Origin of the sequence: Streptomyces sp. NBC_01089, from assembly GCF_045162975.1 — a bacterium.
Lineage (GTDB): Bacteria > Actinomycetota > Actinomycetes > Streptomycetales > Streptomycetaceae > Streptomyces.
The window spans coordinates 3,268,219-3,281,791 of sequence record NZ_CP108660.1 but is presented as its reverse complement, the minus strand read 5'-3'; the positions used below and the strand labels follow the sequence as shown (position 1 = coordinate 3,281,791).

Here is a 13,573-nt window from a genome sequence, read left to right as displayed (position 1 = left end):
CGGTGGCTGAAGTGGGAGATCGCGGACAGAATCGAGGGTGCACCGGACACCGCTTCGGCGGCCTGATCAACGGGAGGCAGCAGTGAGGACAGCGACACTGGGGCCCGAGGAGCGCGCACAGGCGCTCGCCGGGATGGCCGAGCGTGAACTGGACGTACTGGTCGTGGGGGGCGGTGTGGTCGGTACGGGGACGGCGCTGGACGCCGCGACCCGCGGGCTGGCGACCGGCCTGGTCGAAGCGAGGGACTGGGCCTCGGGCACATCGAGCCGGTCGAGCAAGCTCATCCACGGCGGTCTGCGCTATCTGGAGATGCTCGACTTCGCACTTGTCAGGGAGGCGCTGAAGGAGCGCGGGCTGCTCCTGGAGCGGCTGGCACCTCATCTGGTGAAGCCGGTGCCCTTCCTCTATCCGCTGCAGCACAAGGGCTGGGAGCGCTGGTACGCGGGCTCGGGCGTCGCGCTGTACGACGCCATGTCGGTCTCGTCGGGGCACGGCCGCGGGCTGCCGCTGCACCGGCATCTGACCCGTAAGCACGCACTGCAGGTGGCACCGGCCCTGAAGAAGGACGCGCTGGTCGGCGCCCTGCAGTACTACGACGCGCAGATGGACGATGCGCGCTATGTGGCGACGCTGGCGCGGACGGCCGCGAGTTACGGCGCACTGGTGGCGAACCGGGCCAAGGTGACCGGCTTCCTGCGGGAGGGCGAGCGCGTCGTGGGCGCGCGCGTGCAGGACGCCGAGGGCGGCGGGGAGTACGAGATCCGAGCCAAACAGGTCGTCAACGCCACCGGGGTGTGGACGGACGACACCCAGGGGCTGATCGCCGAGCGCGGGCAGTTCCACGTACGGGCGTCGAAGGGGATCCACCTGGTCGTCCCGAAGGACCGGATCCACTCGACGACCGGGCTCATCCTGCGGACCGAGAAGTCGGTGCTGTTCGTGATCCCGTGGGGACGCCACTGGATCGTGGGGACCACGGACACGGACTGGGACCTCGACAAGGCGCATCCGGCCGCATCCAGCGCCGACATCGACTACCTGCTCGAACACGTCAACTCGGTGCTCGCCGTACCGCTGACGCGTGACGACGTGCAGGGGGTGTACGCCGGCCTGCGGCCGCTGCTGGCCGGGGAGTCCGACGCGACCAGCAAGCTCTCCCGTGAGCACACGGTGGCACACCCGGTGCCTGGCCTTGTGGTCGTCGCGGGCGGGAAGTACACGACGTACCGGGTGATGGCGAAGGACGCGGTGGACGAGGCGGTGCACGGGCTGGACCAGCGGGTCGCCGAGTGCGTCACGGAGAACGTGCCGCTGATCGGCGCCGAGGGATACAACGCCCTGTGGAACGCGCGGGCGCGCGTCGCGAAGCGGACGGGGCTGCATGTGGCCCGGGTGGAACACCTGCTGAACCGCTTCGGAGCGATGACCCAGGAGGTCCTCGACCTGATCACCGACGACCCTTCGCTGGGCGAGCCGCTGGGCGGTGCGGACGACTATCTGCGGGCGGAGGTCGTCTACGCGGCCTCGCACGAAGGGGCCAGGCATCTGGACGATGTGCTGACCAGGCGCACGCGTATCTCGATCGAGACGTTCGACCGGGGCACGCGCAGCGCACGGGAGGCGGCCGCGCTGATGGCCCCGGTGCTGGGCTGGGACAAGAACCGTGTCGAGGCGGAGGTCGAGCACTACGAGAAGCGGGTAGAGGCGGAGCGGGAGTCGCAACGCCAGCCGGACGACCTGACGGCGGACGCGGCCCGGCTGGGGGCGCCGGACATCGTGCCGTTGGAGTGAGCGTGCGGCTGTACAGCTGTGTGGCCACCTGGCTATGTGGCTGTGCGCCTGGGTGAGTGAGCGAGGGGGCTGTTTGTCGGCCGATGGATGGGCCGGTCGGCCGGGCAGTCGGCCGGGCAGTCGGTCGGCCGGTCGGTGGAACTCCTCGCCGGGCGACGCCGTTTCAGGGGGTGAGGCTGGGGCAGGGGGCCTGGAGCGGGTGGGGCGGCGCGGTGTGGCCGACGGGTTGGGTTGAGGCGGGCCGGGAGAGCGGGCCAGGGCGCGCGGGCCGGGTGCTCGGGCCGAAGTGGTGGCCGGGCTGCGCGGGCCGGAAATGACGGCTGGGGTGTGCGGGCCGGGAAGCGATGGCTGGGGTGCGCGGGCCGGAAGTGATGGACGGGGCGGGCTGAGTCAGGTCGAGTCGGGCTGTGGTGGGCCGAGTCGGACTGTGTCGGGCTGAGTCGGGGTGGCTCCCGGTGGGGGCCGGGGCTGGTGGTGTGAGGGGTGGGCGGGCGCTGTGGGCCCGCTTGACCTCGGGTTATCCGGGCAGGGACTGGGCGGTGCTGCCGGGTGGTACCGGGATCCGGCGCGGTGGCGGGCGGCGGGTGCGGCACAGGCGTGGCGGGAAACGTCTCCCGTATGGCCCATGATGGTCGCCCACGGACCCGGCACCATCTTCGGTGCCGGAGTGAGAGACAATGAACGCTCTGCCAGGGCGGGTTGAATGCAGAGGGGACGCATGTCGGAGGCGGAGCAGGCGAAGGACACCGAGGGGCGCCTCCTGGCTGGGCGGTACCGGCTCGGGGGTGTGCTCGGCAAGGGCGGCATGGGCACCGTGTGGCGGGCGGTGGACGAGACGCTCGGCCGCACCGTGGCGGTGAAGGAGCTGCGTTTCCCCTCGGCGATCGACGAGGACGAGAAGCGCAGACTCGTGACGCGTACGCTGCGCGAGGCCAAGGCGATTGCGCGGATCCGTAACAACGGAGCCGTCACGGTCTACGACGTGGTGGACGAGGACGACCGGCCCTGGATCGTCATGGAGCTCGTCGAGGGCTGCTCGCTGGCCGAGTTGGTACGGGAAAAGGGCGTCCTCACACCGGTGCGCGCGGCCGAGGTGGGCCTCGCGATTCTCGACGTGCTGCGCCTCGCGCACCGTGAGGGCATCCTGCACCGCGATGTGAAGCCGTCCAATGTGCTGATCGCCGAGGACGGCCGGGTCGTACTGACCGACTTCGGTATCGCGCAGGTCGAGGGCGACCCGTCGGTGACCTCGACCGGAATGCTGGTCGGCGCCCCCTCGTACATCTCGCCCGAGCGGGCCCGCGGGCACAAGCCAGGCCCGCCCGCCGACCTGTGGTCACTGGGCGGACTGCTGTACGCGAGCACCGAGGGGGTGCCGCCGTACGACAAGGGGTCGGCCATCGCGACCTTGACCGCGGTGATGACCGAACCGCTGGACCCGCCGAAGAACGCGGGCGCCCTGTCGGAGGTCATCTACGGGCTGCTCGCCAAGGACCCGGCCCAGCGTCTCGACGACGCGGGTGCGCGTCGCCTGCTGAACGACGTGATCCACGCCCCCGCCGTACCGGAAGCCGAAGCCGAGCCGGTCGCGGCGGACGCGACGCGGGTCGTGCCGCTGCCGCCGGTGCCCGATGAGGCCAAGGACGCGGGGGAGTCCAGACCCGCGAAGCCCGCCAAGGCGCCCAGGCTCGTCAAGGACCCGAAGCCCGCGAAGGAACCCAGGCCGCAGAAGACCAGGGACACCGCGGCCGCGGCGGACCGGGTGCGCAGTGCGCTGAACTCCGTACGGAACGCCAGGTCCGAGCCCGCCCCGGCCAAGCCGGCCTCCGCGCCGGCCGGGCCGCCCGCGCGGGTCAGGGCGCCGCTCACCGATGTCGTGCCGCGCCGCACCCTGGTGATAATCGCGGCCGTCGTCGCACTCGCGGTGCTCGGCACGGTCCTCGCCTTCGCTCTCAACGGGGGCAATGACGAGGGCAATCAGAGCAAGTCCAAGGACGACAAGAGCGCTTCGAGTGGCGCGACGGCCGGGAGCGACGGCAAGAACGACAGCAAGGGCACGGACAAGGGCAAGACGGACGACCAGGGCAAGGGCGGCGATCAGGGCAAGGGCCAGAGCGGTGGCACCGCTTCGGCCTCTCCCGGCGGCAAGGCGTCGGCGCCGCCTGCCGGTGACGCGTTGCCCAGCGGGTACCAGAAGGTCACGGACGACCGGTTCCGTTTCACCATGGCCATGCCTGCCGGGTTCCACCGCACGGCCATAGCGGGGGTGAGCTCGGGCGGCATCTACAACAAGTCCAGGGGCGGGTTCCCGCGCGTCCAGATCGACTTCAACGACTCGCCCAAGGACGACGCGGCCGCAGCCTGGCAGGCAGCGGTCGGAGGTCTGTCGGCCAGCGTCGGTGGTTACAAGCACCTCGGGATACACAAGGTCGAGTACAACGGCTATCCGACGGTCGCCGACTGGTCGTTCGAGCGTGACCAGAACGGCCAGCGGGTCCGGGTGCTGAACCGGGGATTCAAGGTGGATGCCAAGCGTGGTTACTCCATCATGATCAGCTGCAAGGCGAGCGACTGGGACGGCGGCGAGTGCACCACGCTGCGTAATACGGCGTTCAAGACATTCGCTCCCAAGAAGTGACCCCGGCCACGTATTGTGAGAGGACGCGGACCGTACGCAGCCGCAATGGGCCGGTAATCGACCGTATTTGACGGATTGATAGGGATCGGTGCGGATTAACGTGGCCCCTGAGACCAGGGAACAGCGCGCTCCGGGGAGGCGTCGTGGACGAGTACGCGGGAAGGGTCCTTGCCGACCGTTACCGTCTTCCGCTGCTGCCCGGTGACGAGTTCGAGCCTGCGGAGATCCGCGCGTTCGACACCTACAGCGGACAGGAAGTCCTCGTCCGGCAGGTGCCGCTGCCGGAGGTCGTGGACGCGGAGATGCTCGACGAGGACGGCGGCGGGGCTGCTGTCGGGCTGGGTGGCGGGTCGGCCGCCGGGTTCTCCGAGGCGCGGCGTGCGTCGGCCCGTACCACGCGCAGACCCGCCGACCCTGCCGTACGGCGGGCCATGGAGGCGGCGCAGTCCGCGGCGCAGATTCCCGACCACCCGCGGCTGGACCAGGTCTTCGACGTCTTCGCCGAGGGCGGATCGCTCTGGGTGGTGAGCGAACTGGTCGAGGCCACACCGCTGGCCGCGATGCTCGCGGAGCGCCCCCTGAACCCGTACCGCGCCGCGGAGATCGCCTCCGATGTACTCACCGCGCTGCGCGTGCTGCACGCCCATGGCTGGACCCATCGCAATATCACCGCCCGTACGGTGCTGGTCTGTGACGACGGGCGGGTGGTCCTGACCGGGCTGGCGGCCGGAGCGGCGGAGGAGGCACTGTGCGGTTACGACCCGGTGCCGCCCGCGGAGTTGGAGTTATCGCCGCCCGGAAGTGGAGAGGGCGGGGGGCTGCGCGGGCCCGATTCTCCCGCTGCGTCAGGAACTGATGGGGCGTACGGGGCGGATGGGGCGGATGCGTCCGGGGGCGTGGATGTGGACGGCCCGGTCGGTGGGGATGTGGAGTCGGCCGTTGACCGGCCGTTCCCCTGGGAGCAGGGGCCGTCCGGTACGCCCGTGTTTCCGGCCGGACCGGCGCTGCCGCCCGGTTACACCCAGGACCAGCGGCGTGGGCAGCTGGGTGGGCGGATGTACGACCAGCTCCAGGACCCGCCGCGGGACTCGGGGCAGGGGGGAGGGCCGTCTGCTTCTGGAGTGGTGGCTCCTGGAGCGGCTTCCCCTGGAACGGCTTCCCCTGGAACGGCTTCCCCTGGACCCGTTGCCTCTGGAGCGGACGCTCCCGGAGCGTCCGCTCCTGGAATAGCCGACTCCGGTACGGCCGGCTCCGGTCTGCCTACAGCCAGGGATGGCGGGGGCGCTGTTACGGCGGGGGACGTCCGTGCTGCGCGGGCCGGTGCCATAGCCGCCTACCGTGCGGGTGCACGGGCTGCCGCACGTGTCAGCGGGGACGAGTCGGGGGGCGACACCGGGTCGTTCGCCCGCCCGCGCCCCGCGTCCGGACCTTCGCAGCAGCCCGGCGCTTCGCAGGCAGGGGGTCAGGTCCAGGCGGGGGCCGCCGTGCCCGCGCCGCGGGGGCCCCGGACGCCGCTTGCCGCCGAGCGGGCCCGGCAGGCGCGTATCACCGTCGTGGGCGCCGTCACCGAACGGTGGGCGCCCGAGCAGGCCGGCCCCGTGCACGGCAACTGGCAGCTCGCCGCCCCGGTCGGGCCCGCCACCGATCTGTGGGCGCTGGGGGCGCTGCTCTTCCGGGCGGTGCAGGGCCACGCCCCGTACCCGGAGGAGAGCGCCGCCGAACTCGTTCAGCTGGTCTGCGCCGAGCCGCCCGCGTTCGCCGAGGAGTGCGGTCCGCTGCGGCCCGTCGTCGAGTCGCTGCTGCGTCAGGACCCCACGGAGCGGCCCGACATAGAGGAACTGCGCGGCTGGCTGCGCTCGCTGGTGCGGTCGGCGCCCGAGCCCGACGCCGGGCAGGGCATCGTGCCGGTCCCGCCGGCCGACGCCACACGGCTGCCGATCGTACGGCGCAGGGGCGAGCTCGTCCGGCGCCGCCGCCGTCGCAACTCCGGCGGGGACGGTGTGCACGGCCGCCACCGCCAGCAGCGCAGAAGCGGCCGCCGCAGGGAGCAGGGCCCGGCCGGATCCGCGCGCCCGGTGTACCCCGCACAGCCGATGAACTCCGTCGCTGCGGCCCCCTCCGAGCGGTCCGCGCCGGCGGAACGGCAGCCGGGGCCGGACGCCAAGCCGCGCTCCCTCGGCCGGACTCTGCTCGTCGTCATCCTGGTCGTGCTGGTCGCCGCCCTCGTGTACGCGCTGAAGTTCATGCCGAAGGCCGGTGACTCGGGGCACGACAACACCGGTGCGCCCGCCGCCGTACCGACGGGATCCGCGTCCGGGCAGCCCAACTCCCCGCAGCCCGGCGGGTCCGGCCGTTCCCAGCGGTCCGGGTCGGCCGGTGCGCCCGAGTCGCCGCAGGGCACGGAGGCGGACAGCGGTGGGCCGGCGGCCGGTTACGCCGTCCGCAAGGATCCCGAAGGGTTCCAGGTGGCGGTGGCCAAGGACTGGGAGCGCCGTCCCGTCAACGACGTCGGCCAGGTGCGTTTCCTCGGCGGCGACTTCGAGCTGGTCGTCGTCCCCGGCCGCGACAGCGTCAAGGACGAGGGCGCCGACCCCATGGCGTACCAGCGCAACAAGGAACGTGAACTCAAACCGTTCCGTGACTCCACGTGGTCGTCCGCCTCTGGGCTGCGCCGGATAGACGTCGGCAAGCAGGCCATGGCCGAGGGGCAGTTCACGTGGCAGGACAGCAGCGGACGCGAGGTGTACGTCCGCAATGTGGCCATGATTATCGCAGGCCGCTACCACATCGTGCAGGTGATCGGCCCCGAAGCGCAGCGGGACAAGGTCACCGAAATCTATGAACAGGCCGTCGCCACCTACCGAACGGTGCAGTGAGCGGAGCGGGCGATTCCCGTCACAGTGCGGTATCACGGCGCGCCCCGAGGTTCCAAGACCGAATGTCCGTCCGTAACCTGGCAGTCGAGGGAACGGACAGGGGCACGTGGAACACACTCACAGCGCGGACTTGGTGCTCGCCGGCCGCTATCGGCTGGGCGAACTCATCGGTCGTGGCGGCATGGGCAAGGTCTGGCGGGCTCACGACGAGGTGCTGCACCGGACGGTCGCCGTCAAGGAACTGACGGCCGGTCTGTATGTCTCGGAGGCCGACCGGGCCGTACTGCACGCCAGAACGCAGAAGGAGGCGCGGGCGGCCGCGCGCATCAACCATCCCGGGGTCGTCACGGTTCATGACGTCATCGAGTTCGACGACCGGCCGTGGATCGTCATGGAGTACGTCGACGGTCCCTCACTTGCCGATGTGGTCAAGGAGTCCGGCGCGCTCGACCCGCGCGAGGCCGCCCGGGTGGGGCTGCACGTACTGGGAGCGTTGCGGGCCGCACACGCGGCGGGGGTGCTCCACCGCGATGTGAAGCCGGGCAACGTGCTGCTCGCCCACGACAGCCGGGTCCTCATCACCGACTTCGGTATCGCCGCGATCGAGGGCGACTCGGAGATCACCAGGACCGGCGAGATCGTCGGTTCCATCGACTACCTCGCCCCCGAGCGGGTGTACGGGGAGGAGCCGGGCCCGGCGTCCGACCTCTGGTCGCTGGGCGCCACGCTCTTCACCGCCGTCGAGGAGCGCTCGCCCTTCCGGCGCACGTCGCCGATCTCCACGCTCCAGGCCGTCGTGAACGACGAGCCGCCGAAGCTCACCCGGGCCGGGCCGCTCACGCCCGTCATCACCGGACTGCTGCGCAAGGACCCCGACGAACGGCCGGGACCCGCCGAGGCGGAGCGCATGCTGCTCGACGCCATGGAGGGGCGCAAGCCCCGGCAGGCGGAGGCGTACGTCCCGACGCAGCTGGTCTCCGAGGGGATGCTCCAGGACGCGACGCCCACGAGCCGGATCAGCTCACCCGGTACGTCTGTGACGCAGGCCGCCGCGCCGGGGCAGGAGGAGCTGTCGGCGCGGACGGGCGAGCAGATACCTGCGTATGGATCTGCGCAGATACCGGAGCAGGCAGCGGCGCAGATACCCGCGCAGGGAGCGGCTCCGCTGCCGGCGCCGGCGCCCGTACCGGCTTCCGTGCCCGCACCGGGACCGGGCGTGGACGGAACGGTCCCCCACGCACCCGAGGGGCCGGAGAGTCCCAGGAGCCCGAAGGGGTCCAGAGGGCGGAAGCGTCGGCGTGTACGGACCGGGGCCCTCATCCTGGCCCTCGCCGTGCTGGTCGGTGCCGGGGTCGGCTTCGGCGTCATGAAGTACGAGAACCGGCAGGGTTCCGGTGGCGGTACGGCGGCGGGTTCCGGCGGAACGGACGCGGGCGGAACGGACGGCGGCGTGAAGAACAAGCCGCACGGAGGCATACCGGCCGGCTGGCACCGGGTGAACGAGCCCGAAGGTTTCAGCCTGGTCCTGCCCAACGGGTGGAAGCGCCAGATGGACGGCTCCAACGAGATCGACTACACCCCGGACGACGGCAACCACTTCATCCGGATAAGTATCGACAAGGACCCGGACTACTCCACCCCGTATCTGCATCAGCTCGCTCTCGAACCGCAGCTCAAACGACTCCCCGACTACCGGCGGATCACGCTGCACGTGAACAACTTCCGCGACGAGGACGCCGCGCTCTGGGAGTTCACCTGGACCGAGACCAAGGGGCACCCGGGTCGGCGCCGCGCCATCGACCAGATGTACAACGTGAACCACGGTCAGGCCGAGTACGCGATCTACATGGGCGGCCCGGCCCGCGACTGGGACCGCAGCCGCTTCGACACGATCCTGCGCTACTGGCAGCCGCCGGCCTGAACCATCCGTCCTCCCGTCCGCCCCCCCCATTCACCCCCCGCCCCGTGCCGAAGGGCAGCTCATGGCGGTCAACCCGCCTGATCAGGGCTTATGTCGCCAGCGATCACTGGCGGTATATGTGGGTACCGTGAAAAGGCGTTACTCATGGGTACCGAAACTCTTCGCCGGGGCATAACCTCCCCTCATGACGGACTCGCAGGCTCCCACCGCCACGGCCCCCCACGGCACGAACCCGATCGCCCCCACCCCCTCAGGTGTGCGTACCGCGGCCGATGTGGTCACTCCCGAGGTGGTGGCCCAGCTGACCCGCGGCGTGGTGGGTTCCGGACGGACGGCCAACCACACCCCGTTCACCGGCGAGAAGCTGGCCGACCTGCCCGAGTCGACCCCCGCGGACGTCGCGACCGCCTTCGAGCGGGCCCGCGAGGCCCAGACCGCGTGGGCCGCGACCCCCGCCAGGGCCAGGGCCGCCGTCCTGCTGCGCTTCCACGACCTGGTGCTCGCCCGGCAGGCCGAGGTCCTCGACCTCATCCAGCTGGAGACCGGCAAGGCCAGGCTGCACGCCCACGAAGAGGTCCAGGCCGTCGCGGTCGCGGCGCGCCACTACGGCCGGAAGGCTCCCTCGTACCTCAAGCCCAAGGGCCACACCGGGGCGATCCCGACGCTGACCAAGGTCACCGAGGTGCGCCAGCCGCGCGGTGTGGTGGGCCAGATCGCCCCCTGGAACTACCCCTTCGAGCTGTCCATCGGCGACGCGCTGCCCGCCCTCGTCTCCGGCAACGCGCTGGTGATGAAGCCCGACACCGAGACCGCTCTGACCGCGCTCTGGGCCCGCGACCTGATCATCGAGGCCGGGCTGCCCGCCGAGGTCTTCCAGGTGGTCATCGGGGAAGGCCCGGTCGTCGGCCCCGAGCTTGTCAAGCACGCCGACTTCGTCTCCTTCACCGGCTCGACCCGCACCGGCCGCGAGGTCGCCAGGGGCGCGGCCGACCGCCTGGTGGGCGTCTCCCTCGAACTCGGCGGCAAGAACGCCATGCTGGTCCTGGAGGACGCGGACATCGAGAAGGCGGCCTCGGGCGCGGTCCGCGCCTGCTTCTCGTCGGCCGGCCAGCTCTGCATCTCCATCGAGCGGCTGTATGTGCACGAGTCGGTCGCCGACGCGTTCCTCGAACGCTTCGCCGCGCGCACGAGGGCGATGCGCCTCGGCAGCTCCCTCGCGTACGGCGCCGACATGGGCTCCCTCGCCGGTGAACGGCAGCTGGAGGCCGTGCGGCGGCATGTGGAGGAGGCCGTCGCGAAGGGCGCCACCCTGGTCGCGGGCGGCGCACACCGTACGGACATCGGCCCGCTCTTCTACGAGCCCACCATCCTGGACGGCGTCGAGGCGCCGATGGCCGTCTGCACCGAGGAGACCTTCGGCCCGGTCGTCTCGGTCTACCGCTTCAAGGACGAGGACGAGGCGGTCACCGCCGCCAACGCCACGCCCTACGGCCTCAACGCGAGCGTCTGGACCAGGAGCGGCAGCCGCGGCCACGCCGTCGCCGCCCGGCTGCGGACCGGCACCGTCAACATCAACGAGGGGTACGCGCCCGCGTACGGCAGTGTGCAGTCGCCGATGGGCGGAATGAAGGACTCGGGCCTCGGCCGCAGGCACGGCTCCGAGGGCATCCTCAAGTACACCGAGGCGCAGACCGTGGCGCACCAGCGGGTGATGCCGATGGCGCCTTCCTTCGGGATGGACGACGAGAAGTACGCCGCTTTCATGAGCCGCAGCCTCAAGGCGATGAAGGCTCTGCGCCTGCGCTGATCCGCCGCCTCCCGCGCATTTTCCAAGAGGAGAGTCAATGTCACAGGAGAACTCTGTCCGCGGTGCGGGACCGGCCGGCGGCGACCCTGACGCGCCGTACGACTACGACGTCCTGGTGGTCGGCTCCGGCTTCGGCGGCTCGGTCACCGCGCTGCGGCTCACCGAGAAGGGGTACCGGGTCGGTGTCCTGGAGGCGGGCCGCCGCTTCACCCCTGGCACCCTCCCCAAGAACTCCTGGGACATCAAGAACTACCTCTGGGCCCCGGCGCTCGGCCTCTACGGCATCCAGCGCGTCCACCTCCTCGGCAACGTCATGGTGCTGGCGGGCGCGGGTGTCGGCGGCGGCTCCCTCAACTACGCCAACACGCTGTACGTCCCCCCGGCGCCGTTCTTCCAGGACCGGCAGTGGGCGTCCATCACCGACTGGCAGGCCGAACTGGCCCCGTACTACGACCAGGCGCAGCGCATGCTCGGTGTGCGGCTCAACCCGACGATGACACCGTCGGACGTCCATCTGAAGGCGTCCGCCGATGCGATGGGTGTGGGGGACTCCTTCCACATGGCGCCCGTCGGGGTCTTCTTCGGTGACGGGGAGGACTCGGACGGCACGGCGAGGGCCGAGCCGGGCAAGGCCGTCGACGACCCGTACTTCGGCGGGGCGGGCCCCTCTCGCAAGGCGTGCACCGAGTGCGGCGAGTGCATGACGGGCTGCCGCCACGGCGCGAAGAACACCCTCACCGAGAACTACCTCTATCTCGCCGAGCGGGCGGGCGCCGTCATCCACCCGCTGACCTCGGTCACCGCGATCGCGGAGGACGGCGAGGGCGGGCACCGGGTCACCACCGTCACGACCAACGCCCGCAAGGGGGCGCCGCGGGTGCTGCGCGCCCGGCAGGTGGTGGTCGCGGCCGGGACGTACGGCACGCAGACCCTGCTGCACACCATGAAGGACCAGGGGCTGCTGCCCCGTATCTCGGCGAAGCTCGGGGAGCTGACCCGTACCAACTCCGAGGCACTGGTGGGCTCACAGACCACCGACCGCCGCTACCGCAGGAAACACGGCGCCCCGAAGGCCGACTTCACCCAGGGCGTCGCGATCACCTCGTCGATCCACCCGGACGCGGACACCCACATCGAGCCGGTGCGGTACGGCAAGAAGTCCAATGCGATGGGCGCGATGTCCATCATCCAGGTGCCTTACGGGTCCCGGCGGGTTCTCGGCTGGTTCGGGAACGTCGCCAAGCACCCCTGGCTGACGGTCCGTTCACTGTCCAACAGGCGCTGGTCCGAGCGGACCATCATCGGTCTGGTGATGCAGTCGCTGGACAACTCCCTGACGACGTACCGCAAGCCGGGTGGGATCGGCAAGGGCCTGCTGACGGCCAGACAGGGCCACGGCGCGCCCAACCCGAAGCAGATCGCCGAGGGCACCCGGGCCGCGACGCTGATCGCCGAGGAGATCAACGGGTTCCCCGGGTCGAATGTCGGTGAGCTGATGGGGACCCCGCTGACCGCCCACTTCCTGGGGGGCTGTGCGATCGGCGCGTCCGCGGAGGAGGGGGTGATCGACCCGTACCACCGGCTGTACGGGCATCCGGGCATCTCGGTGGTCGACGGCTCGGCGGTGTCGGCGAACCTCGGCGTCAACCCTTCGCTGACCATCACCGCGCAGGCGGAGCGCGCGATGTCGTACTGGCCCAACAAGGGCGAAGCGGACCCGCGCCCCGAGCAGGGGCAGCCCTACGAGCGTCTCGCCGCCGTCGAGCCGAGCTCTCCGGCCGTGCCGGCGGCCGCCTTCGGGGCGCTGAGGCTGCCGTTCCTGGGGATGCCGGAGGTCCCGCCGCGGAAATAGCCCCGTCCGCGGACCCGTACACGGCGGGAGGGCTGCACCCCCCTCCGAGTGCAGCCCTCCCGAGTCGGTGCCGACCGGGCCCCGTTGTGTGACTCGTGCACACGGGTGGGGCCACTGGTGGGTACGCATGGATGACTGACCGGGCCGGTGAATGGTTGCTTCCGGGGCACCGGAATCCCGGTGTGAGCTGCGTCACGGGTGCGTCGCGGGTGTGTGTCCGGGGTGCATGTCCCGGGTGCGTCGCGGGTGTCGTACGACGAAGCCAGGGGCCCGCGGAAGTGATGCCGCGGGCCCCTGGCTCTTCGGCACCGGCGTCAGGGCAGCACCGGTGCCGGGTGGCGGCGCCGGAGGGGGTGCGCCGCGGAGGAATACGGGATTACGGGACTGCGGGGGATTGCGGGCGGGGGCCTGGCGCCGGAACTGTGCGCCGGGGCCGGGCTCTGTGCTGTGCCGGGGCTGCCGGTTCCGGGCGTCCCCGGAACCGACTGCCTCGGGTGACCGGGCCGCTGTCCCCTGCCGCCCGGTCACACGTGCTGAGACGTGGTCCCACGACGCACCTGCAGTACGTCACACGCCCCAGCGAAGCCACGCGTGGTTTCCTCTTTCCAACAGGCCGCCCCTGGCTGACACGGACGCCTGGACCAACGAAGGGCGGCCGGGACCGGTCACGCGCCGTACGGGTGAGGG

General features: G+C 71.2%; 6 protein-coding genes. All 6 read left to right on the top strand.

Going from position 1 to position 13,573, the window contains the following annotated elements:
- Window positions 1-82: 82 nt before the first annotated feature.
- The 6 genes from OG510_RS14380 (at window position 83) to OG510_RS14355 (ending at window position 12,886) form a co-directional block, all read left to right on the top strand.
- The gene (locus OG510_RS14380) at window positions 83-1,792 is read left to right on the top strand and encodes a glycerol-3-phosphate dehydrogenase/oxidase (RefSeq protein WP_406137176.1); all 1,710 of its coding nucleotides are present in this window, start codon (window positions 83-85) and stop codon (window positions 1,790-1,792) included.
- 718 nt (window positions 1,793-2,510) lie between these two features.
- Window positions 2,511-4,430, top strand: coding sequence for a protein kinase domain-containing protein (locus OG510_RS14375; protein WP_406137174.1), 1,920 nt, complete (start codon window positions 2,511-2,513; stop codon window positions 4,428-4,430).
- A 143-nt stretch (window positions 4,431-4,573) separates the two neighbouring features.
- Window positions 4,574-7,306 (top strand): protein kinase, encoded by a 2,733-nt coding sequence (locus OG510_RS14370; RefSeq protein WP_406137172.1) that lies wholly within the window; start codon window positions 4,574-4,576, stop codon window positions 7,304-7,306.
- 106 nt (window positions 7,307-7,412) lie between these two features.
- Window positions 7,413-9,227, top strand: a complete 1,815-nt coding sequence (locus OG510_RS14365) for a serine/threonine-protein kinase (RefSeq protein WP_406137170.1) — start codon at window positions 7,413-7,415, stop codon at window positions 9,225-9,227.
- Between the two features lie 184 nt (window positions 9,228-9,411).
- Entirely contained in the window at window positions 9,412-11,034 is a 1,623-nt protein-coding gene (locus OG510_RS14360) for a succinic semialdehyde dehydrogenase (protein WP_406137168.1), read from the top strand.
- 37 nt (window positions 11,035-11,071) lie between these two features.
- Window positions 11,072-12,886 carry a GMC oxidoreductase gene (locus OG510_RS14355; RefSeq protein WP_406137167.1) on the top strand — a complete coding sequence of 605 codons (1,815 nt, stop codon included), beginning with the start codon at window positions 11,072-11,074 and terminating at the stop codon, window positions 12,884-12,886.
- Window positions 12,887-13,573: the final 687 nt, after the last annotated feature.

What these genes read in the sequence shown, in the direction of transcription:
- OG510_RS14360 (WP_406137168.1), top strand. Translation starts at nt 9,412, where the DNA reads ATGACGGACTCGCAGGCTCCCACCGCCACGGCCCCCCACGGCACGAAC.
- OG510_RS14375 (WP_406137174.1), top strand. Translation starts at nt 2,511, where the DNA reads ATGTCGGAGGCGGAGCAGGCGAAGGACACCGAGGGGCGCCTCCTGGCT.
- OG510_RS14355 (WP_406137167.1), top strand. Translation starts at nt 11,072, where the DNA reads ATGTCACAGGAGAACTCTGTCCGCGGTGCGGGACCGGCCGGCGGCGAC.